The 20,883-nt window shown below is 52.0% G+C and carries 21 protein-coding genes and 1 pseudogene; 4 read left to right on the top strand and 18 right to left on the bottom strand.

Annotated elements, in window-relative coordinates; translation table 11 throughout:
- Position 1: 1 nt before the first annotated feature.
- From fliN to fliF, 9 genes are all read right to left on the bottom strand, one after another.
- Positions 2 to 415, bottom strand: a complete 414-nt coding sequence (fliN, locus tag USG84_RS07980; protein ID WP_003859592.1) for a flagellar motor switch protein FliN — start codon at positions 413 to 415, stop codon at positions 2 to 4.
- Positions 412 to 1,416 (bottom strand): flagellar motor switch protein FliM, encoded by a 1,005-nt coding sequence (gene fliM / locus USG84_RS07975; RefSeq protein WP_028013703.1) that lies wholly within the window; start codon positions 1,414 to 1,416, stop codon positions 412 to 414. Before fliM ends, fliN begins: the two co-directional genes overlap by 4 nt.
- Before the next feature lie 4 nt (positions 1,417 to 1,420).
- Positions 1,421 to 1,891, bottom strand: coding sequence for a flagellar basal body-associated protein FliL (gene fliL / locus USG84_RS07970; RefSeq protein WP_021241388.1), 471 nt, complete (start codon positions 1,889 to 1,891; stop codon positions 1,421 to 1,423).
- A gap of 106 nt (positions 1,892 to 1,997) precedes the next feature.
- On the bottom strand, positions 1,998 to 3,227 hold the full coding sequence (gene fliK, locus USG84_RS07965) for a flagellar hook length control protein FliK (protein ID WP_151412563.1): 1,230 nt from the start codon (positions 3,225 to 3,227) through the stop codon (positions 1,998 to 2,000).
- A complete protein-coding gene (fliJ, locus tag USG84_RS07960) occupies positions 3,224 to 3,667 on the bottom strand; it encodes a flagellar export protein FliJ (protein ID WP_045631642.1) in 444 nt (147 codons plus the stop codon). The genes fliK and fliJ overlap by 4 nt, the downstream gene beginning before the upstream one ends.
- A gap of 21 nt (positions 3,668 to 3,688) precedes the next feature.
- Complete coding sequence (fliI, locus tag USG84_RS07955; RefSeq protein WP_023330814.1) at positions 3,689 to 5,059, bottom strand: flagellar protein export ATPase FliI; 1,371 nt, start codon at positions 5,057 to 5,059, stop codon at positions 3,689 to 3,691.
- Positions 5,059 to 5,766 carry a flagellar assembly protein FliH gene (fliH, locus tag USG84_RS07950; protein WP_061097759.1) on the bottom strand — a complete coding sequence of 236 codons (708 nt, stop codon included), beginning with the start codon at positions 5,764 to 5,766 and terminating at the stop codon, positions 5,059 to 5,061. The genes fliI and fliH overlap by 1 nt, the downstream gene beginning before the upstream one ends.
- Positions 5,759 to 6,757 (bottom strand): flagellar motor switch protein FliG, encoded by a 999-nt coding sequence (fliG, locus tag USG84_RS07945; RefSeq protein ID WP_008500327.1) that lies wholly within the window; start codon positions 6,755 to 6,757, stop codon positions 5,759 to 5,761. Before fliG ends, fliH begins: the two co-directional genes overlap by 8 nt.
- Positions 6,750 to 8,429, bottom strand: coding sequence for a flagellar basal-body MS-ring/collar protein FliF (gene fliF, locus USG84_RS07940; protein ID WP_151412564.1), 1,680 nt, complete (start codon positions 8,427 to 8,429; stop codon positions 6,750 to 6,752). Before fliF ends, fliG begins: the two co-directional genes overlap by 8 nt.
- A 228-nt stretch (positions 8,430 to 8,657) precedes the next feature.
- Here fliF and fliE point away from each other — a divergent pair, with 228 nt between their 5' ends.
- The gene (fliE, locus tag USG84_RS07935) at positions 8,658 to 8,972 is read left to right on the top strand and encodes a flagellar hook-basal body complex protein FliE (protein WP_028013699.1); all 315 of its coding nucleotides are present in this window, start codon (positions 8,658 to 8,660) and stop codon (positions 8,970 to 8,972) included.
- A gap of 26 nt (positions 8,973 to 8,998) precedes the next feature.
- On the opposite strand, the pseudogene USG84_RS07930 reads toward fliE, so the two are convergent.
- The 5 genes and pseudogenes from USG84_RS07930 to USG84_RS07910 form a co-directional block, all read right to left on the bottom strand.
- A pseudogene (locus USG84_RS07930) lies at positions 8,999 to 9,191 on the bottom strand (integrase); the annotation flags it as partial.
- Positions 9,192 to 9,583: 392 nt separating this feature from the next.
- Positions 9,584 to 10,678: an acyltransferase family protein gene (locus USG84_RS07925; RefSeq protein WP_253542642.1), complete on the bottom strand. Its 1,095-nt coding sequence runs from the start codon at positions 10,676 to 10,678 to the stop codon at positions 9,584 to 9,586.
- Between the two features lie 107 nt (positions 10,679 to 10,785).
- Positions 10,786 to 12,420, bottom strand: a complete 1,635-nt coding sequence (locus USG84_RS07920; protein ID WP_266178829.1) for a DUF6056 family protein — start codon at positions 12,418 to 12,420, stop codon at positions 10,786 to 10,788.
- Positions 12,417 to 13,340, bottom strand: a complete 924-nt coding sequence (locus USG84_RS07915) for a glycosyltransferase family 2 protein (protein WP_266178830.1) — start codon at positions 13,338 to 13,340, stop codon at positions 12,417 to 12,419. The genes USG84_RS07920 and USG84_RS07915 overlap by 4 nt, the downstream gene beginning before the upstream one ends.
- Positions 13,337 to 13,699, bottom strand: a complete 363-nt coding sequence (locus USG84_RS07910) for a GtrA family protein (protein ID WP_151412606.1) — start codon at positions 13,697 to 13,699, stop codon at positions 13,337 to 13,339. Before USG84_RS07910 ends, USG84_RS07915 begins: the two co-directional genes overlap by 4 nt.
- 384 nt (positions 13,700 to 14,083) lie before the next feature.
- Here USG84_RS07910 and yedD point away from each other — a divergent pair, with 384 nt between their 5' ends.
- Positions 14,084 to 14,497, top strand: a complete 414-nt coding sequence (gene yedD / locus USG84_RS07905; RefSeq protein WP_045260349.1) for a lipoprotein YedD — start codon at positions 14,084 to 14,086, stop codon at positions 14,495 to 14,497.
- A gap of 102 nt (positions 14,498 to 14,599) precedes the next feature.
- On the opposite strand, the gene amyA is transcribed toward yedD, so the two are convergent.
- Genes amyA through fliD form a run of 4 tightly spaced genes read right to left on the bottom strand, consistent with a single transcriptional unit; the run spans position 14,600 to position 18,370 of the window.
- Positions 14,600 to 16,087 carry an alpha-amylase gene (amyA, locus tag USG84_RS07900; RefSeq protein WP_151412570.1) on the bottom strand — a complete coding sequence of 496 codons (1,488 nt, stop codon included), beginning with the start codon at positions 16,085 to 16,087 and terminating at the stop codon, positions 14,600 to 14,602.
- 52 nt (positions 16,088 to 16,139) lie between these two features.
- Positions 16,140 to 16,514: a flagella biosynthesis regulatory protein FliT gene (fliT, locus tag USG84_RS07895; protein ID WP_045260347.1), complete on the bottom strand. Its 375-nt coding sequence runs from the start codon at positions 16,512 to 16,514 to the stop codon at positions 16,140 to 16,142.
- 5 nt (positions 16,515 to 16,519) lie between these two features.
- Positions 16,520 to 16,924, bottom strand: coding sequence for a flagellar export chaperone FliS (gene fliS, locus USG84_RS07890; RefSeq protein ID WP_253542636.1), 405 nt, complete (start codon positions 16,922 to 16,924; stop codon positions 16,520 to 16,522).
- Between the two features lie 21 nt (positions 16,925 to 16,945).
- Positions 16,946 to 18,370 carry a flagellar filament capping protein FliD gene (gene fliD / locus USG84_RS07885; RefSeq protein WP_253542633.1) on the bottom strand — a complete coding sequence of 475 codons (1,425 nt, stop codon included), beginning with the start codon at positions 18,368 to 18,370 and terminating at the stop codon, positions 16,946 to 16,948.
- A gap of 398 nt (positions 18,371 to 18,768) precedes the next feature.
- On the opposite strand from fliD, the gene USG84_RS07880 reads away from it, so the two are divergent.
- Both USG84_RS07880 and fliB read left to right on the top strand, forming a co-directional pair.
- Complete coding sequence (locus tag USG84_RS07880) at positions 18,769 to 19,593, top strand: flagellin (RefSeq protein ID WP_151412571.1); 825 nt, start codon at positions 18,769 to 18,771, stop codon at positions 19,591 to 19,593.
- Between the two features lie 62 nt (positions 19,594 to 19,655).
- A complete protein-coding gene (fliB, locus tag USG84_RS07875) occupies positions 19,656 to 20,861 on the top strand; it encodes a flagellin lysine-N-methylase (RefSeq protein ID WP_151412572.1) in 1,206 nt (401 codons plus the stop codon).
- The last annotated feature ends 22 nt before the right edge of the window (positions 20,862 to 20,883 follow it).

The following is a 20,883-nucleotide window of genomic DNA, read 5'->3' as shown; positions in this document are numbered from 1 at the left end:
CTTAACGGCTCAGACGACGCATGCGTTCAGACGGGGTAATGATGTCGGTGATGCGCACGCCGTATTTGTCGGCTACCACCACCACTTCACCCTGGGCAATCAGATAACCGTTGATCAGAATATCCAGCGGCTCGCCGGCCAGGCCGTCAAGGGCCACAACTGAACCCTGCGTGAGGCGCAGCAGCTCTTTAATGGTCATCCGGGTGCGTCCCAGTTCAACGGTCAGCTTAACCGGGATGTCCATAATCAGGTCGATGTCCTGCAGCGTGCCGCTGACGTCGCCGCCGCCGAGCTGCTGGAATACCGCGTCCGCCGCGCTTTTCGTCGGAGTCGTTTTTTGCTCGTTTAACGCGTCAGCCCACAGATCGTCCAGTGCTCCGCTGTTTTCATCGGACGGATTGTTCATGTCACTCATTTGGGCTGTTCCTCATTCAGCGAATTCAAAATCGGGTTGATCAAGTGCTCAACGCGTAACGCATACTGACCGTTAATCGTGCCGTACTGGCTTGTAAGTACCGGGACACCATCCACGTGGGCAATAATGCGGTCGGGTTTGTCTATCGGCAAAACGTCGCCGGGTTGTAATTTCAGGATCTGGGATAACCGCATCGAGATGTCGGCAAAGTTTGCCACCAGCTCCAGCTGCGAGTGCTGCACCTGGCGCACCAGGTTTTCACGCCAGTTCTGATCTTCGTTGCGTGAGTTCTCCAGCGGCGGGTTAACCAGCAGCTCGCGCAGCGGTTCAATCATGCTGAACGGCAGGCAGATGTTGAACTCACCGGTCAGGTTACCGATCTCCACGTGGAACGGCGTATTGACGACGATATCGTTCGGGGAGGTGGTGATATTGGTAAATTTCACCTGCATCTCGGAACGGACGTACTCCACTTCCAGCGGGTTAATCGCTTTCCACGCGTCGCTGTAGGACTCCAGCGCCAGCTTCAGCATGCGGTTAATGACGCGCTGCTCGGTGTGGGTAAATTCACGACCTTCCACTTTGGTCGGAAAACGCCCGTCGCCGCCGAACAGGTTATCCACCGCGATGAACACCAGGCTTGGGGAGAACACCACCAGACCGGTGCCGCGCAGCGGCTTCAGATGAATCAGGTTAAGGTTGGTTGGCACCGGCAGGTTGCGGGCAAACTCATGATACGGCTGAATGCGGATCGCACCGACCGTGATATCCGGGCTACGACGCAGCAGGTTAAACAGCCCCATACGGAACTGACGTGCAAAACGTTCGTTAATGATCTCCAGCGCCTGCAGACGTTCACGGACGACGCGACGCTGGGTATTGGGATCGTAAGGACGAATATTATCGTCGCCGGTGAGACCCGGTTGCGGGTCGTCACTCTTATCGCTGTCGCCGTTAAGCAGCGCGTCGATTTCTGCCTGAGAAAGAATACTGTCGCCCATGTCGTTACCGCAGAATAAAGGCTGTGTACAGAACGTCAGTGACTTCCTGCTTAGGTTGACCGTTTACCAGCGGGGTGGCCAGCGTCTGCTTGATGGCGTCGACCAGCTTTTGCTTACCCACGTCGGTAGCCAGCGCGGAGGCGTCCTGACGAGAAAACAGCAGGAGAAGGCGGCTACGCACTTCCGGCAGATAATCGTTCAGGCGCGCGCGGGTCGCTTCGTCCTTCAGGCGCAGCGTAATACCGACATACAGCACGCGATCCGCATCACCGAGGTTAACGGTGAAGGTGTCCAGAGGGAAAAAGACCGGCGCCGGCGGTGGGGCAGGTTCGGCTTTGGCCGCAGCGGTTGAAGGTTCCTGCTGCATACGCCAGTAACTATAGCCCGCGGTAGCGCAGGCGGCGAGCGTGATCAACACCAGCAGCGGGATCCAGATGGAACGCTTGCTTTTTTTGGTGATAGCGGAGTCTGTCATCTGATACGAGCTTCCTGTTTCGGTACAGCTTAATAAGGTGATTATCCCGTGTCCTGCCGTCGTCAAAGCGTGGAAAAGACGGGGATAATCACGCTACCTCTGGCGTTTAGGCGAAGATGTCTACGGCGCCGTTACCGCGCGCCGCGGATTGCAGGGCGGCGGGGGTCGGCAGGAGCTCATCGCTCTCTTCATTAAAACCGCCGTGCTGGCCGGAACGCGAGGCATGGTGCTGCTGGGATGAAGACTGCTGCTGCCCGGCAAAGCTCTCGCTGCTAACGCTGCTCTGAGAAAGCTGAATGCCGTTTTCCGCCAGCGAGGTCCGCAGGACCGGCAGCGCGGCTTCCAGCGCCGCGCGCACGTGGCTGTGCGCTGAGACCATCTGCAGCTGTGCCTGGTTATCGTCCAGCTTCAGCGAGATTTGTACCTGGCCCAGATCTTCCGGGTGCAGGCGCAGCTCCGCCGTCTGCTGGCCCTGCTTAGTGAACAGGGTGATGTGCTGGCTCAGGGACTGCTGCCATTCGTGGGTGCCCAGAGGCTGGCTTAACACCGGCGCGGTGGCAACGGTGGCGGCAGGCTGGCTGGCCGCATGGCTGGACATAATCGGTGCCAGGGTAGCGGTCGGCGAAGAGGACGAGGAAGAACTGGCGAACTCCTGCTTCTCTGCGGCTGCGGCCACGACCGGTGTGGCAGGCGCGTTGGCGGCGAGATCCGGGCCGTTGTTCTTCGCCTGGCTCTGATAGGACGCAGAAAGCTGCGCTTTATCATGGCTTCCCGCAGGCGCGTTCAGGTACGGCTGTCCCGCACCGTTTTGCGAAAGCGTTGCTGAACTCAGCGTCGAGGTTGCGGAAACGCCGTCGCTGCCAGCCGCACGAGAGGCGGTAGTCTGCTGGTGCGGCAGCATCGCCATCAGCGCGCTTAATCCGGCCAGCTCTTCTTCGCTCAGCTCGGTTTTACCGTCATCTTTGCCGCTGGCCGCGGTGAGCGTCTTCAGCGCGTCGCCCTTTGACAGCGGCACCAGCCCGGAAACCAGGGTTTCAAGGGGCGCGGACTCCGACGTTTCAACGCCATTCAGCGCAGGCTGACGCGCGAGCAGGTCGGCAATTTTGGCCTGCAGAGCGGTATCGCCTTTGGCCTCCTGCGCGACTTTCGACAGCTTGCTGCCGGCGGCTTTCAGGTCTGCCAGGGTGAGCGGCGCATCGTTGCCCTTGCCCGTTGCGTCCGTCAGGGCGCCCGCCAGCAGGGAGAGAAAGTCCTGTGCACCCTCGGTGCCTTTCCCTGTTTGCATCCCGCCTGACAGGTCGCTGTCGCTCATCAGCAGTTGTTGCAGTGTGATCATTCCGGTTTCCTCATTGATGCGCGCTGGGCAAACTCATCCATTTTTTTCTGATCCAGGCGGTTTTCCGCCAGGGTTGAGGCTGCAATCTGCCGGTCCTGTAAGGTCTGCCAGGCCTGCAGCCGCTGTTTTTTTTCGCGCCAGAAATTCAGCGCGGTATCGACTTTTTGGGTCCACTGGCTGAGCTGCTGGCGGTGCTGCTCTATCGCCTTCTCGAGCGTCTGGATAAACTGCTGATAGTTAATCCAGCGCTGGCTGCCAATGCCCTGCGTCATATCGGTATTGAGGTTGGTGCGATATTCATGCTGATAGTCGATTAACATCTTCAACTGTTCTTCAGCCTGCTGGCACCCGCGTCGCATTGCGCCAAGCTGCAATGCGGCATCATCAACTTCTTTCTCAGCCAGATCTTTCAGCGTTGATAACGCGCTGTTTTGCGCCATGACCTTCGCCCTCCACCTGTGTTACACCTGCGGGAAAATCAGCTCCAGCGCCTGGATTGAATCTTCCCAGTCGGCACGCTCAAAAATGCCCTGTTGTAAAAATGCCTCCAGCTGCGGCCACAGGCTAATCGCCTTGTCGAGCATCGGGTCGCTGCCTTTGGCATACGCCCCCACGCTGACCAGATCGCGGTTGCGCTGGAAGCTGGAAAGCAGTTGTTTAAAGTTACGCACGCGGGCGTAGTGCTTCTCGGTTATCAGCGCCGTCATTGCGCGGCTGATGGACGCTTCAATATCAATCGCCGGGTAGTGTCCGGCTTCGGCCAGGCGGCGCGACAGCACGATATGGCCGTCAAGGATCGCGCGTGCGGAGTCGGCAATCGGGTCCTGCTGGTCGTCGCCCTCGGTCAGTACCGTATAGAAGGCTGTGATAGAGCCGCCGCCGCTGATGCCGTTCCCCGCACGCTCGACCAGCGCCGGAAGTTTGGCGAAGACCGAAGGCGGGTAGCCTTTGGTGGCCGGCGGCTCGCCGATAGCCAGCGCGATTTCACGCTGCGCCATCGCGTAGCGGGTGAGGGAATCCATGATCAGCAGCACGTGCTTGCCGCGGTCACGAAAATCTTCGGCGATACGGGTGGCGTAGGCGGCACCCTGCATACGCAGCAGCGGCGAAACGTCCGCCGGCGCGGCGATAACCACCGAGCGGGCGCGGCCTTCCGCACCCAGAATGTTTTCAATAAAGTCTTTTACTTCGCGACCACGCTCGCCGATAAGCCCCACGACGATCACGTCGGCCTGGGTATAGCGCGCCATCATGCCGAGCAGGACGGATTTCCCCACGCCTGACCCGGCGAACAGGCCCATGCGCTGCCCGCGCCCCACGGTGAGCAGGGCGTTGATCGGGCGCACGCCGGTATCCAGCACGTGCTCAATAGGGGTACGCTGCAGGGGGTTGAACGGCTGGGTGATCAGCGCGCCGGTTTCGGTGGTGTCCGGCGCGGGCAGCCCGTCGAGCGGCTTCCCGCTACCGTCCAGAACGCGGCCGAGCAGGGCAGGGCCAAGCGGCAGCTGTTTCCCGCTTTGCAGCCCGTCGCCGCTGATGTTTTTCGCGTAGACGCGCGCGCCGGGCAGAATGCCTTCCACCTCTTCAAGCGGCATCAGGAACAGGCGCTGGCCGTTAAACCCGACCACTTCGCTTTCCACTTCACGCGTTTCCTGCCCATCCTGACGCTCAATGACGCAGGTTGCCCCCAGCGGAAGCTGCAGGCCGGTGGCCTCCAGTACCAGACCGGTGGCGCGCGTCAGACGCCCATAACGACGAACGGACGGCAGTTGCGCCATCTTCGTTTCAAAGTTGTCGAGCGTGGTGAGCCAGCGGGTGAGGCGCGCGGTCATCAGACGACTCCCGGTGCCGCCAGGCGGCACAGTTCCTGCCAGCGGGTGGCGACGCTGGCGTCCAGATCGCCTTCATCGGCAGAGACTTTGCATCCGCCGTGGTGTAACGACGGGTCGCCGCGCAGACGCCAGCCGTGCAGGCTAAGCGTTGCGCCCAGGCTCTCTTCAACGCGCTGCAGATCGTCCGGGTGGACGCGCAGCTGCGGTTTGCCGCTGAACAGCGGCTCCTGCTGAAGCAGACCCTGAATTTGTTTGATCAGCGCGGTGTTATCCACCACCGGCGTCTGGCCGATAACCTGACGCGCCGCCTCCAGCGCCATCTGCATCAGGCGCGAGGCAATCACGCTGTCCAGCGCGTCCAGCGTGTGCTGAAATTCGCTGACCAGCTGCTGCATGCGGGCATGGATCGGCGCCTGCTGCTGGCGCGCCTGATCGATGCCGTGCTCCAGCCCTTTCGCCAGACCTTCCTGATACCCGAGATCGTGACCCTTCTGGCGGCCCTCGTTCAGACCGGCGTTATAGCCCTGCTCGTGCGCCTGCATTTGCAGCTGCGCCAGCATCTGCGCCTGCTGCTCCTCTTCGCTCAGCTCGGGCTGTTCGGCTTCCGGGTCAAGCTCCTCGGCCGCTACTACGGCCGGGGTGAACTCTGAAAGGGGAGGGGCCAGATCGTCCGGCGTCCAGCGCTTCCACGACAGCTCGTTAGACATAGGTGTCGTCTCCGCTGCCAATCACCATCTCGCCGGTTTCCGCCAGACGACGAACAATAAGCAGGATCGCTTTCTGCTCGTTTTCCACCTGAGACAGACGCACCGGGCCGCGGTTGGCAAGGTCGTCGCGCAGGATATCCGCCGCACGCTGGGACATGTTGCGCAGGAACTTCTCGCGCAGCGGCTGCTCGGCGCCCTTGAGGGCGATAAGCAGCGACTCGGAGTCCACTTCCTGGAGCAGGCGCTGGATGCTGCGGTCGTCCACTTCGACCAGGTTTTCGAACAGGAACATCTCGTCGATGATTTTCTGCGCCAGCTCGCCGTCGAATTCGCGAACCGCCGTAATGACTGCCTCTTCCTGCTGCGTTTTCATCAGGTTGATGATCTCCGCCGCCGTTCTCACGCCGCCCATTTTGCTGCGCTTGAGGTTCTGACCGTCGAGAAGGTTGTTCAGCACTTCGGTCAGCTCCGCCAGCGCGGCCGGCTGGACGCCGCCGAAGGTCGCGATACGCAGCATCACGTCGTGACGCAGACGCTCCTCGAACAGGGCCAGAATATCCGCCGCCTGGCCACGTTTGAGGTGAACCAGGATGGTGGCGATAATCTGCGGGTGCTCGTCGCGAATAAGGTCGGCGGCACTCTGCGGCTCCATAAAGTTGAGCGTTTCGATCCCGCTGGCGGTATCGCGCGTTTCCAGAATATCTTCCAGCAGGCTGGCCGCGCGCTCTTCGCCCAGCGCCTTGACCAGCACGGAGCGCAGGTAGTCGTTGGCGTTGACGTTGAGCGCCGCAAACTGTTCGGCTTCCTGCTCAAATTCCGACAGCACTTCGGTCAGCTGCTTGTTGGAGATCTGACGCACGTTGGCCATGGCCGCGCTGAGAATTTGCACTTCGCGCTGGGAGAGGTGCTTGAACACCTCTGCCGCGCGGTCTTCGCCAATGGTCATCAGCAGGATGACGCTTTTATCGGTGCCCGTAAGCGTATTACTCATGTTCGTTACCCATCCACTGGCGGATGACCAGCGCCACGACGCGCGGATCGTTATCTGACATTTCGCGAATGCGCTGGCTCATTACCTCTGCGCCCATGCGCTGGTTAGCACGACGCTGCTGCATCTGTTCATCTTTACTGAGGCGTACTTCAACCGCTTCTTCCACTTCCTGACGCGCGCTCATCTGCTCGCGAGCCGCTTTTTCGGCTTCAGCACGGCGCTGAAGCTGCGGACGAACGCCCTTACGCCACAGCAGCCACGCGACAATCAGCACCAGCAGCCAGCGTCCTGCGGACATCAGCTGGTCGATAAACGCCTGCTGTTGCCAGAACGGCAGCTCGCCGCCGGTCTCTTCAACCGCGTTGAACGGCGAGTTGACCACGTTGAGGGTATCGCCGCGCTTCTCGGAGTAGCCCATCGCTTCGCGGGTCAGGTTTTCAATCTGCTTCATCTGCTCGGCGGTTAACGGCAACGGTTTGCCGTCCGGCAGGGTTTTGTAGTTCACCACCACCGCAACGGAAAGACGCTGAATATCGCCCACGTTCAGCTTAGTGTGGCGAATGGTCCGGTCCACTTCATAGTTCGTGGTTTCGTTACGGCTGCTGGAGCGCGGACCGGCGTTACTGGTCGTTGAGGTGGTCTGCTGATTGTTTTGCTGACCGTTCTGCTGATTGGCCGGCGGCGTGGAAATCGGCGCCGCGTTAGCCGGAGCAGGCTGGTTAGAGAGCGCGCCCGGCACCCCGCCAGGGTAGGCCCCGCCGACCTGTTCGCTGGAGTTGATCTGGCGTGAGCGCATTACCGCCTGAGCCGCATCGCCGTTCGGGCTGTATTGCTCTTCGGTTTGTTCTTTATTAGAGAAGTCAATCTGCGCGGTCACCTGGGCGTGAACGTTGCTGTTGCCCACCACCGGGCCGAGGATCGCTTCGATACGGCGCTGAAGACGGCTTTCCACGTCGGCGGCGTATTTCAGCTGCGCGTCGTTCAGGTCACGCCCGGCGGTATTGGATTGGGTCAGCAGGTGTCCGCTTTGGTCCACCAGCGTCACGTTACCCGGCGGCAGGCCGGCGACGGCGCTGGAGACGAGATGCGTCACCGCGCTGATTTGCCCTTCGTCCAGCGCGCGGCCAGGTTCGAGGTTCACGGTAACGGAAGCCGAAGGGGATTTCTGTTCACGAACGAATAAAGAGGGTTTAGGCATCGCCAGGTGCACGCGGGCACTCTTCACCGGGCCTAACGTTTCAATGGTGCGGGCCAGCTCGCCTTCCAGCGCACGCTGGTAGTTAACCTGCTCGCTGAACTGGCTGATGCCGAACTTTTCCTGGTCCAGCAGCTCAAAGCCGACCGCGCCGCCCTTTGGCAGGCCCTGCTGTGCCAGACGCAGACGCAGCTCGTGCACCTTATCCGCCGGTACCTCCAGCGCACCGCCATTATCGGCAAAGCGATACGGGATGTTCATCTGGGTAAGCTGGGTGACGATGGCGCCGCCATCCTGATCGGAAAGGTTGCTGTAGAGCGTGCGGTAATCAGGGCTTTTCGCCCATAAAACCATCGCTACAAGGATCGCAATTGCGGCAGCGCCTGCCACGATCAACGGGATTTTAGGATTCGCGCGAAGGCGGTTCATCCACTCAAGTGATTTATTTTGTGGCGCTGTCGATGCTGTTGCACTCATTGCGCACCTCTTAAATCCTGGTGGTTTACGTTATTCGTGTAGAGAAACAAAACTGACTCCCGGGTCGGCAAACACGACAAAAGTTCCATATTGATGGCCCTGCCATTATTTGACGATTCCGGATTTTCTATGCGTCAAATAACCTGGTTTTTTCACGCTATTTACCGCCATTATCTTATTGACAAGCTGTTAGTCTTGACCGCGTAAAAAACCATCCAGGGGAGAGTCATGGCTATACAGGGCATTGAAGGGGTAATCAGTCAGTTGCAGGCAACGGCGATGACGGCCCGTAATCAGAATGTGGCAGAACAACAGCCGACCATCAGCTTTGCGGGGCAACTGCACGCCGCTCTTGACCGTATCAGCGATACCCAGACCGCTGCGCGTACGCAGGCGGAGAAGTTCACCCTCGGCGAGCCGGGCGTGGCGCTGAATGATGTGATGACCGATTTGCAAAAAGCCTCGGTTTCTATCCAGATGGGGATCCAGGTGCGTAACAAGCTGGTGTCGGCTTATCAGGAAGTGATGGGGATGCAGGTTTAGGTTATCTAACCTAATGATATTTATTATTAATAATCATCCGATCCCACAGCGTGGGGCATGGATGGGGCAAACTCACTCAATTTCTGGTTGAGGATAAGTACCTGGTCCTGGTTATTTTTAGCCATTCAGAATCCCTATACCCGGTAAACCATTTGCGCGCCGCATTGCTGCCTCCTGTGACTGGTTGTAAGACCCGACTGCGTAATGATGGCAGGCACGGGTTATCATTGTTCCTGATTGTAGGGTTATACCCAATTACTGGGTACGATTAAAAGCAGCAATTGCACACCTTCCCGATGCGTCATCGTCACGTCTGAAAACTTGGATACAGCTTTCAAAAAATAATGGTTGAGATATTTCCCATTACAATCATAGGAATATTAGTGGAACTGAGAAGAATTTCGCTGGCACGCATGTCATGAGCCCCAAATATGGGGCTGATCTGATAATAAATGGACAAAAATTCATTCGGGAACGCATGATTGAACTGAGATTCTATGGGGATGATGGCGTTCTATGTATCACGGTGATAATTACCTCCATTATAGTGAATTATTTTATCTGGTTAAACGCTATCATTTTTTGAATGACGCACATTGTGAACTATTTAGCTATGAAACAATACGCTCTGGGTTGTTTCTGTCTATCCATGATATGATTTTCTTTGAAAGGTTAATTGATGGAATCTCAATGAGATTGAATGAAATCCAGGCTATTGCAATTGAGCAGGTTGTCATAATGGCTAAGGTATAAAATCCATTCATTGAAATACTTGGGAAATATGTGTTAATTATTTCTATAAAAATGAAATGCCACATGTAAAGAGAAAATGAAATATCCCCGAGTATAATTAGGGGCTTGTATTTTGCTGTCGTGAAACTTGCTTCCATTAAAGTCATTGATACGACAATGATAAATGCCATACCCCCCCAACCTAAAGGGCCGTGGTCATTGTGTTTTGTTGTAAATATTAATGCTGTAGTAACAATTACGGTTGAAATTAGCAAAACGTTTAAAACTGTTCCCTTGTATCTCAATAGTGCAGGTAAAATATTTATATATATAATATATGAAGTTATGCCATACACAAAGTCAATGTATATAGGTGATGAAATAAGAGTGATGAAGTCATTTTTGATATAGTTTGTATTTACGCCATTGAGTGTTGGAGTGGCGCTCATTAATTGTGAAGAGAAAACCATTGTCAAGATTATGGATGAGCATAATATAGCCCTATACTTGTGGGATATAATCATGGCAGCAAGAAAAATAATATAAAAAGAAATCTCGTAAGTTAATGTCCATGCTATTGCAAGTACATTGTATCCAAAGAAAGGAGCCCCAGCATGATAATCGATTTGGAGAGGTGCGATTGACCATATAAACCACGCGTCTAAGCCGGTTGATCCCTTTTTGATTGTCAAAAATATAAAGTAAATTGACACTGTTAAGATCAATAGTGGATAGATTCTAAAAAATCTTCTAACAAAAAACTTAAGTGGATAAAAATATTCCTTTTTTTGAGTTGCAAAGCAGATTATAAATCCACTAATTACAAAGAATAAATCTACACCAAAAGCTCCATTAACAAACAGTAAATCCCCAAGATTTGACTGAACGTATGTGTTGTTAACATAGCCTCTTAAATGGAACAGAACCACGAATAAAGCCGCAATTCCCCTTAAGTAATGAATGCTTTTGACCATATCGATGTCCTTCATATAAGTAGGGATACTTTTTTACGTAATACTTCAAAAAGAATGGCGTTCTGGATAACGCCATTTCCGAATATACCAGTAAAACTGCAAGGTGATTATTTAAATTCTAAATAATTGCTTGACAGTATTTTTACTGGATCAGTAGTGTACATTCCGATATTGATTTTATTTATTTCTGATAAATCTAACTTTCCTGCATCACTATAAGTATACCAATCACTCCCTACTTTAATCGCCTTAACGATAGTATCCATGTTTATGTTATCATTGTTTTTTAAAGTAACATGAGAAAAAATGGCGGTGTTATTCATCAAATAATCATTTATGTTACCCGAGATACGATATATAAGCTTATTTTTCCCTGATAATTTATCAGTATAAAAATAAATCGATTTCAATGTTATGTCTTCATGTAATTTTGCATTAACGTCTCTCTTGGGAAGTGAGTCAATAATTGAGTAATCGAAATTAATTGGCTCTTCAGTGATTTTATCTACTTTAAAATAATTAAACATATATGAGTTCTTAAAAGTAGGGAAACCATCTGATTTTTTTAAAAGTCGGTTTAGGTAAAAGTCAGGTATTACGATCTCTTTTTTTCCTTCGTTGATTTGCTGTGTTAACATTGCCATGCGTATTGCATCTTGCTTTGACGCTCTAATATTGGAATAGGAAATTAAGCCGTAAGAGGGTACAAAGTAAGTCATAGCGAACACAATGACAATGCCAAATATCGAGTTTTTATATATTTTTTCATTTGAAAAGTTAGCAGAGTAAATTAAAAAAGAAAGGGTTATTAAAAACATAAATAAGGCACCAATACCAGCTCTTTCAGGCATGTATGGTGAAGCAACAAATGCAAGGTCACATAATATCCCACCAATGAAAAATGCTAGTGCACAAATTAATGAACCCCTAGATTCTATTTTGAGTAGTCCAAATGAAAGTGCAATGAAAATGATGATTAGAAATATTGGCCATAAGCTATTCAGCGCTGCAGGCAGTCTTTCAAATAAATGTAGATCAAGTTTTTCTATTAATGTTAATGAGTGCCAATCTTTAAAATAAGACGATCTGATGGCAGAGCCTGGACTGAATAAAAGCACCGCAGAGCCTAAGAAAATCCCAATTAAATAGGGTGCCGATAGTTTAAAGCGGTTAAAACAAATAGAATATGACACTGTCAGTATCGTTGCGACAATGCACGTGTTTTCGTTTGAGCAACCTGCTAAAAAACCAACTAAAATCGCCCCAGAATAACTAAGTAATGTATGTGGTTTTCTTTGTCGAGCGAGAATAACGAAAAATAAAGATATGTAAAATATAGGCCATAAATAGTTCGATGCGCCAACAAACCAGAAAAAAGTTTCACCAAGCGCTGGATTTGATATCCAAAGAGCTAAAAAGATAATTACTATCGAAATGGCGCTTGGTTTTGGCTTGCCATCAAATAAAGCAGATGGTATCGCTGCAATAAGATAAACGCTGGCAACTAGCGCAGCAGCTGTCAAAGATTGATAAATATCATGATTGACATATTTGAGCATATATGAGCTAAATATGTTAGTAATTAGCCTCCCGCTCCAGACTAAATAATGACCAATTTGCTCCTGCAGGCTGGCATGAAAATAATAATAATAATCATCTGACAATACTGGTGTGTGTAAGTATGGCACCAACATAAGTAAAAAAATAACACTTAGAACTAACAGATTATTTTTGGAAATCATTTTTCTTTATTCCGTTTTAAACAATAGCGTGGTCTTTTTTTGGTTTCGATATAGATGCGTCCTATATATTCACCTAAAACACCAATGCCGATTAATTGAACGCCGCCGATAAACAGGATGGATACCAATAGAGATGTGTACCCTTTTATCGGATTGCCTATAATTAATGTTTGCAAAGTCATCCATGCGCCGTATAAGAATGAAATAGATGCAATTATGAAGCCAATATACGTCCAAACCCTTAACGGGAAAGTAGAGAAACTTGTTATTCCCTCAAGTGCAAGGTTCCACAGTTTCCAGCCGTTAAATTTAGTGCTGCCAGCAACGCGCTTAGCGCGTGCATACTCCACGACATCAGTACGCCCGCCAACCCAACTCAGCACGCCCTTCATGAACAAGTTGCGCTCTGGCATGAGCTGAATATTTTCCACGACCTCGCGGGACATCAGACGGAAGTCTCCAACATTCTCTTCGATTTGCGGATTGCTGATTTTGTTATGTAGCTTATAAAACCACTCAGCGGTCTTGCGCTTCAGACGGCCATCTGTAGAGCGATCGGAGCGTTTGGCAAGCACCATATCTGCTCCGGCCTGCCACTTCTCTATCAGATATGGAATGACTTCAATAGGGTCCTGCAGGTCAACATCAATCGGAATAATAGCTTCTCCGCTAGCGTGATCCAGACCTGCGAACAGCGCAGGTTCTTTACCAAAGTTGCGAGTGAAGGACAGCGGAACTACAAGCCGATCGGCAAGAGCAAGTGCGTTAATAATTGATTCTGTACTATCTTTGCTGCCGTCATTAATGAACACTATCTCGACTTCATGTTGCTTAAGCTCTTCAAATTCCCGCACGGCTTTGTAGAAAATCGGAATTGCATCCTCTTCATTAAAAACTGGAACGACCAGTGAAATTTTCATTTAGCATCCCTGAATACAACGAACTTTGAATATACAAACCCACACACCAGACTGATGGCGGAGAACATGATTAATGTGATGACAGGAGCCATGCCTGATTTGTCTGCACACCAGCCAAAAGCGGCACTCAATGAGCCCATAAAACATACGTAAAGCATGTAGCGAATGGTTGTTGTGGAAGATTTAAAAGTGAATTTGGCATTGGCGAAGAAGCTGAACGACACAGCGACAACGAATCCGGCAAAGTTGCCAAGCGCCTGCCCTGTGTGGAATGCGTATATGCATGCAGCAAAGACGGCCCAGTGAATTAGCGTGTTTATTACACCTATTGATGTGTACCTGACGAATAACTTGAACATTTTATAAATCAGTAAATTCAGAAAAGTCTGAAGTGTAGCATCTGGCATTCACTTGATCGACCCTCATGTTTAACTGCGCAGCGTATTTATACAGTTGATTTTATGAATGATCATGCCACGCACTGCAGACATACACACCGTCTTCGTTGCGGCAGTAGAGCTCACCACTCATCTGCTTTCGTGGCCGTGAGCTGCGTCCAACCGTCCAGCTCATTCCAATGGACAGCACGTACTCGATGATCATGAAGGTCGACCAAGCCTTTGTTGATTATGAAAAATGTCCGCTCATAACATTTATATACAGTTCTAAGACCTGTCGATCTTCGCTGGCAGCCTCAGCGCTTTAATGCCACAATATTTTTTTCTTCGAATGCAGGAAAGATGATGAAAAAAATAGCAATTGCTGGCGCGCTGCTGGCACTGACCGGGTGCGTTCAGGTCGATAACTATAATGACGTGATCAAGCATCCCGTCCCGGCGAACCTGGCGGGATACTGGCAGTCGAAAGGGCCGCAGAGCAGTCTGGTCAGCCCTGAAGCGATTGCCACGCTGGTGGTGACGGAAGAGGGCGATACGCTGGACTGCCGCCAGTGGCAGCGCGTGATTGCCGTGCCGGGTAAGATCATGCTGCGCTCAGACAGTTATTACAACGTCACGCGCAAGCTGGATATCTATCCGCTGGATCGCGACGGCGCTACGCTTGAGTATGACGGGATGGAGCTGCAAAAGGTTGACCGCCCAACGGTGGAATGTGCTGATTACCTGAGCAAAAACCCGCTGGAGAGTAAGCTGCCCTAAGGGTAAACGCAAAACGGCAACCTCGTTGCCGTTTTTGGTGTTTGCGCCCTCTCCCACAGGGAGAGGGACGGGGTGAGGGCATCAGGCCGCACGTTTCCCGTTCTACAACGCATCCTCAATCACCCACACGCTTACGCTTCCCCCTTTACAGGTAAAGGTACCTTCGCCATCCGCCGCGGTGGTGACCGTTTCTTCGCGATTGCCGAGGAAATCACGCCACGTTTTGTTGCCGTAGTTTTCCCCCAGGCAAATTACCTTCTCGCCGTCGTCGCCGTTCGACATCACCACCACGCAGCCGGGATCGTCCTCGGTTCCGCTGCGGCTGAAGGCGATGCAGTTTGGATGGTCAAAAAACAACGTCTGCACGCCGTGGGCAAAGCGCTGACGGGCGAGGATCAGTTCGTGAAGCTGCTCAATGACCGGCATGTCGATGTGATAGGTCTCACCGTTGCCTCCCGTATCGTCATAGCTTGCGCCGAACAGATCCGGGTAGAAAACGCTCGGCACGCCGTTTTCCCGCAGCAGGATCAGCGCGTACGCCAGCGGTTTAAACCAGGCTTCGACCGGCGCTTCCAGCGCCTGCAGAGGCTGCGTGTCATGGTTAGCGACGAGAGTGACCGCATGGAACGGGTCGGCCTCCACCAGCGTGCCGGTGAAGATCTGGCTCATGTCGTAATCCCGACCCTGGCGTGACGCCTCGTGGAATTTCATCTGCAGCGGGGCATCAAACAGCATGGTTTTACCCTCGACCTGGTCAATATAGGCCTGCAGTTTATCCACCTCGTGGGACCAGTATTCCGCTACGATAAACAACGGCTGTTCGGCGACTTCCTGAACGTGCTCAATCCACTCTTTGTAAAACCAGGCGGGAATATGCTTGACGGCGTCCAGACGAAAACCGTCGCAGCGCGTCTGTTCCATGACCCAGCGGGCCCAGTATTTTATTTCCTCGGTGACGGCGTGATTGCGAAAGTCGATGTTTTCGCCCATCAGGTAATCGAAGTTACCCATCTCATCATCAACCTGGTCGTTCCAGCCTTCGCCGGTGTAGTCGTTGACGATTTTAAAGATCCCGTCTTCATCCGGGTTTTCAATATGGTCGACGCCGCTGAAGCATTTGTAATCCCAGATGAACTGCGAATATTGCCCGGCGCGGGCAGGGAAGGTGTAGCGTGTCCACGCTTCACACTCGACGATCTCATCATTGATTTGCGTGCGATCCTGCTCGTTCACGCGCTGAACGCGGACGGGCTCTTTCTCATCAGCCCCCATTTTGTGGTTAACCACCACGTCCAGCAGTACGGCAATGTCGTTGCTTTTCAGGGCGTCGATGGCCTCCAGCAGCTGCGCTTTATCGCCATATTTCGTGGCGATGCTGCCTTTCTGATCAAACTCGCCGAGGTCAAACAGATCGTAAGAGTCATAGCCAACCGAATACCCGCCGGAAGCCCCTTTATAGGCGGGCGGCAGCCAGATCATGTTGATGCCGATTTCATTAAGATTGGGGGCTAACGCCGTGACTTCTCGCCACAATTCACCGCCAGCGGGGTAATACCAGTGAAAGCATTGTAACAGGGTGGGGTTTTTCATCGTCCGTGCTCCAGAAGCCATATGGCAGACTTCTGGAGTATGGATGAAGAAATCATAATTGTGTGTCGCGGGTAACACTTTCTGGATAAAGAATATTCCCTGACAGCTTTCCATAGGTAGATGTGATGGATTGCTGTTTGCCGGTCTGATCGATGAGATTACGCAGTTCGTCCATCCGCACTTTCAGCAGCGCCTTTAACGTATTCTCATTGTCGAGGATCATTTCCAACAGCGCACGCGCTTGCTCAACCTGAGCCGGGGGGCATGACATGATGGGCGTTTGCGAAATCCTCTCCACCAGTTGAACGTAATGCATTTCCTGCTCAATAAGCGCATCCCATTGACCAGAATGTGCGAGATTTAGCATAGCAATGCTCTGAGCATGTAACGCCTGCCAGTGGCTAAGCGCTGCGCTGGGATTATTCATCAAAATTATCCTGAAATAGAGGACGCATTGGGGCCGATTTGCTTCCACGCATCCGCAATGTTGTTTAATAAACCCTCGACTTCAACAATTGCGTCTACGTCATTACTGACGTTCGCCAGTAATAAACGTCGAACCATATATTCGTACAAGGAGGCAAGATTGCTGGACAGCTCGCTCTCAACCTCCATGTTCAGTCCTGCTTTTAAACCGTTGTCAATGATGTTAATGGCTTTCGATAACGCTTCGCCTTTTTCACGAATTTGTCCGGCTTCAATGAACAAACGCGCGCGGACGAGGGCGCTATGCGCCCCGTCGAACAACATGACAATCAGCTGGTGTGGACTGGCATTCATAACTGCGCTTTCTACTCCTATCTGCTGATAGGATTGAACACCAGAGGTCTTATACATATCCACTCCTGAAGGCTACGACTATTTTTGTGAGAACTGTTGGGTCAGATAGTTGGCCGTACTGGTCATTTTGGTGACTAATACGTCCAGGCTGGTGAACTGCGCTTTGTAACGGGCCATGGTGGCATCAATAGAGGCTTCCATAGAGTCGTAACGTTCGCCCAGGGTTTTCAGCGTTTTGTTGATACCGTCTTTCGCGTTCTGGATCACGCCCGCGCTGCCGGTGCTGGTGCTGAGCATGGTGGTAAGCGTGTTGTTCATCTGGGTCGCCAGACCGGTTTTCTTTCCGTCACCGATAAAGTACTGCTGTACGGCGGTCGGGTTGTCGGTCAGCGCTTTTTTCAGCTTATCGGTATCCACTTTGAGGTTACCGACCGTACCGTCTGCGCCTTTGACTGGATCCTGGGTAATCCCCAGCTGAGCCATGATCTGAACGGAGCCGGCCTGAACTTCGGTCAGCAGACCGCGCAGCTGGGACTGGATCCCGCGCACGTTTGCATCACCCACCAGCGCGCCGTTGCTGGTGGACTGACCGCCTGCACCCGCGTCGACCGCGACATATTTGGTCAGGCTGTTAATGGTGGACTGCAGCGAGTTATACGCGGTTACCCAGTCCGTTACGGCTTTTTGGTTTGCATCCGTGGCGCGCGTCACTTCCAGCATTTCATCCGCTTTACTTTCGGCCTTCACGGTGAAGGTCATCCCCGGCAGCGCATCGGAGATGGTGTTCGATTGACGCTCAATCTTGATGTCGTTCACAACGACAATCGCGTTCTGGGCCGCGGTATTTACCGCCAGCGCGCCGGTTTTGGCGGTTGAGTCGTAGCCGATTACGCTTTGCAGCTTGTCGTCCCCGGTGACGCTGATGGTCATCTCGCCATCCGTACCGGTGGTTTTCGAGGAGAGCATCAGGCGGTAATCGCCGTCTTTCGCCTTGATGACGCTGGCGGTGACGTTGCCGTTCGCTTTATTGATAGCGCTGGCGATCCCGGCAAGCGAGGTATCGCCATCGGCCAGGTTCACCTCTAAAGGCGTTTTTGTCCCCGGCTGGGTAATCGTAATTTTACGCGTCGTGCCGGTCGTATCGCCCAGCAGTTCCGTGTTGGTGGCATACGAACCCGTCGTGAGCGCCTGTGCTTTTGCCACCTGGTTGACGTTAACCACATAAGAGCCGACGGATGCGTCTGCGGTCGTGGTTGCCGTAAAGGCCGTGTTGGTGCTGCTTACGGCGGTTGAGTTCCATGTGGTCGCTTTACCCAGCGCAGCGGTCGCAGTCTGCAGCGAGGTCATGGCACTCTGCAGCTTGCCGTACGCGCTTAACTGTGCGTTATACGTTGATTGCTGGGTAGTAATCGTCGTCAGCTTGGTTCGTTCTGCTGCATCCAACTGATTATATAATTCCCCGAGTCCTGCAGAACCTATCCCGAGGTTACTGATAGTAGCCATGCATATTTTCCTTAAATACGAAAGTAGTTCAGGACTCTTATCGGCCTCGAATAGTAAAAGTTTACGATGGTGAGAAAAAAATAATCCAAAGAATAGGCATGTCCTGGCGCGTTAAATGAAACGATTGCGCTTAGGGACGGTTTTTAGTGCGCCAATAACACAGATAAGTGTGTGCCTTTTTTGGCATATTCCGCGTAATAAAAAGCCGTAAATAATAACCTTATGACGAACCTTAATTGATTTTTTAAAATAAAATCATTAATAATCATGGAGTTGTAATTTTTTCGAAATTGATTCTAAAGTCTTTTCGGGACCCGTCGATAACCTTGTTGACGGTGAGAGACGCTGTGAGTGTTAGGCACCGGACCTAAAACCCAATTTTTGAAGGAAAGAAAATTATGGCAGTTATCAATACTAACCTGTTGTCCCTGACTACTCAGAACAACCTGAACAAATCTCAGTCTTCTCTGGGCACTGCTATTGAGCGTCTGTCTTCAGGTCTGCGTATCAACAGCGCGAAAGACGATGCCGCTGGCCAGGCGATTGCAAACCGCATGACCTCCCAGATCAAAGGCATGAACCAGGCAGCGCGTAACGCCAACGACGGTATCTCCATGGCGCAGACTGCTGAAGGTTCCCTGAACGAAATCAACAGCAACCTGCAGCGCATTCGTGAACTGGCTGTTCAGGCAACAAACGGTACTAATAGCCCGACTGACCTGGCCTCTCTGCAGGACGAAGTTAAAGCTCGTCTGGATGAAATCGGCCGCGTTGCCAGCAAAACTGACTTCAACGGCATCAAACTGCTTGACGGCACTGCAGGTACTGCTGGTGTGGTTAAAATTCAGGTTGGCGTAAACGATGGTGACACTATCAACCTGGATCTGACTACTGCTAAAGCAGACACGGCTACTCTGGGTGTTGCAGCTATCGACCTGAAAAACCTGGCTGGTACTGAATTGAAAACTATCGACGATGCTATCGCTAAAGTTGATACCGCTCGTTCCGGTCTGGGTGCTGTGCAGAACCGCTTCACTTCTGCAATCAACAACCTGAACAACACCTCTAACAACCTGTCTGCTGCTCAGTCCCGTATCCAGGACGCTGACTACGCAACTGAAGTTTCCAACATGTCCCGCGCGCAGATCCTGCAGCAGGCTGGTACTTCTGTTCTGGCTCAGGCAAACCAGGTTCCACAGACCGTTCTGTCTCTGCTGCGTTAATTTTACGCATCAAGCCCCGCTTCGGCGGGGTTTTTTTGTCTCTGAATTTTGAGGATCCGCCCGTGAAACAGATCGTTATTACCCAGCCTAAACTGGTCGCAGATTTTTCCTGTGTCGGTGGGGAATGCCGTGAACATTGTTGTCAGGGCTGGACCATCGCGTTTGATAAATCCTCCGTTAATCGCTATCTGAACAGTAAAAATGCCGCCATTCGTCACACGGCGAAAACGGCGATAAAAGTCACAAAAAAACAGTATGGCAACTGGGGCGAAGTGATTTTCCATACGGAAAGTAAAAATTGCCCGTTTATGGATACGGAAAAGCTCTGTTCTATTCATAGCGCCATGGGTGCCCAGGCGTTAAGCCCAACCTGTTCGACGTTCCCGCGGACAAACCGGGTCTATAAAAATGAAATTGAAAAATCACTTAATCTCTCGTGCCCGGAAGTGACTCGTCTGCTGTTGAACGATCGGGCGTCGATGTCGATGATGGAATCGATCAGCGTTCAGCAGGACGTGAATAATGCGCCAGCGATGGATTTGAAGGCTAAGGTCATCAATCTCTTCTGCCAGAACCTGTTCAGCGTTGAGGCGGTTAGCGTTGAAGAACAAGTTTATGCCGTGGTGAAATTCCTGATGGTGGCTGAAAAGCTTGAAAACCTGGAAGAGAATATCAGCACGCTCGAAACGGTTTATTATTCGCTGGTGAACGAGCTGGTAAGCGGTAAAATCAAGACGGAGTTAGGCGGGTTTAATCAGAACTACAGCCTGAAATTCGCATTAATCTCTCTCATCCAAAGCTACTTTACGAAGAAAGCGACGGCCCGCGGCGGCGCCGTATTAAACCGTTATTTTGACCAGCTTTATAAACAGTTTGAATCTGTCGATGACACCGTTTCGGCAGAAAAGGTCATGGAAAACATCGAGTCCGTCTGGCGCGATGTGGCGGGCGGTTACCTGACGGAAAACGATCACCTGTTTAAGAACTTTTTTAAATACAAGCTCTGGGAGCAGGGCTTCCCGCAGAGCAATGGCCGCAGCATGTTGAATAATCTCTATTTAATCGTCGCGGAGTTCTATTTCCTCAAATCGCTGCTTGCCGGTCAGGCCATCGCGGCGGGGAAAATTGAACAAGACAATATTATTGACGTTATTTACAGTTTCCACTCCCTGAGCCAGCATAATCAGGAAGCAGGAAAGCTCTTTCATCAACATATAGATAGCGTCAAATTGGGCGACGATATCTCATTGCTGCAACTGTTAATTTAGCCAGAAAAGTTGCCCCTCCTGC

This window comes from Enterobacter sp. 168J2, assembly GCF_034107265.1.
Lineage (GTDB): Bacteria > Pseudomonadota > Gammaproteobacteria > Enterobacterales > Enterobacteriaceae > Enterobacter > Enterobacter nematophilus.
Note: the sequence above shows the minus strand (reverse complement) of the source record. Positions and strands in the feature narration are given on the sequence as shown.

Coding starts and splice junctions, on each gene's coding strand:
- fliN (WP_003859592.1), bottom strand. CDS start 415: ATGAGTGACATGAACAATCCGTCCGATGAAAACAGCGGAGCACTGGAC.
- fliM (WP_028013703.1), bottom strand. CDS start 1,416: ATGGGCGACAGTATTCTTTCTCAGGCAGAAATCGACGCGCTGCTTAAC.
- fliL (WP_021241388.1), bottom strand. CDS start 1,891: ATGACAGACTCCGCTATCACCAAAAAAAGCAAGCGTTCCATCTGGATC.
- fliK (WP_151412563.1), bottom strand. CDS start 3,227: ATGATCACACTGCAACAACTGCTGATGAGCGACAGCGACCTGTCAGGC.
- fliJ (WP_045631642.1), bottom strand. CDS start 3,667: ATGGCGCAAAACAGCGCGTTATCAACGCTGAAAGATCTGGCTGAGAAA.
- fliI (WP_023330814.1), bottom strand. CDS start 5,059: ATGACCGCGCGCCTCACCCGCTGGCTCACCACGCTCGACAACTTTGAA.
- fliH (WP_061097759.1), bottom strand. CDS start 5,766: ATGTCTAACGAGCTGTCGTGGAAGCGCTGGACGCCGGACGATCTGGCC.
- fliG (WP_008500327.1), bottom strand. CDS start 6,757: ATGAGTAATACGCTTACGGGCACCGATAAAAGCGTCATCCTGCTGATG.
- fliF (WP_151412564.1), bottom strand. CDS start 8,429: ATGAGTGCAACAGCATCGACAGCGCCACAAAATAAATCACTTGAGTGG.
- fliE (WP_028013699.1), top strand. CDS start 8,658: ATGGCTATACAGGGCATTGAAGGGGTAATCAGTCAGTTGCAGGCAACG.
- USG84_RS07925 (WP_253542642.1), bottom strand. CDS start 10,678: ATGGTCAAAAGCATTCATTACTTAAGGGGAATTGCGGCTTTATTCGTG.
- USG84_RS07920 (WP_266178829.1), bottom strand. CDS start 12,420: ATGATTTCCAAAAATAATCTGTTAGTTCTAAGTGTTATTTTTTTACTT.
- USG84_RS07915 (WP_266178830.1), bottom strand. CDS start 13,340: ATGAAAATTTCACTGGTCGTTCCAGTTTTTAATGAAGAGGATGCAATT.
- USG84_RS07910 (WP_151412606.1), bottom strand. CDS start 13,699: ATGTTCAAGTTATTCGTCAGGTACACATCAATAGGTGTAATAAACACG.
- yedD (WP_045260349.1), top strand. CDS start 14,084: ATGAAAAAAATAGCAATTGCTGGCGCGCTGCTGGCACTGACCGGGTGC.
- amyA (WP_151412570.1), bottom strand. CDS start 16,087: ATGAAAAACCCCACCCTGTTACAATGCTTTCACTGGTATTACCCCGCT.
- fliT (WP_045260347.1), bottom strand. CDS start 16,514: ATGAATAATCCCAGCGCAGCGCTTAGCCACTGGCAGGCGTTACATGCT.
- fliS (WP_253542636.1), bottom strand. CDS start 16,924: ATGTATAAGACCTCTGGTGTTCAATCCTATCAGCAGATAGGAGTAGAA.
- fliD (WP_253542633.1), bottom strand. CDS start 18,370: ATGGCTACTATCAGTAACCTCGGGATAGGTTCTGCAGGACTCGGGGAA.
- USG84_RS07880 (WP_151412571.1), top strand. CDS start 18,769: ATGGCAGTTATCAATACTAACCTGTTGTCCCTGACTACTCAGAACAAC.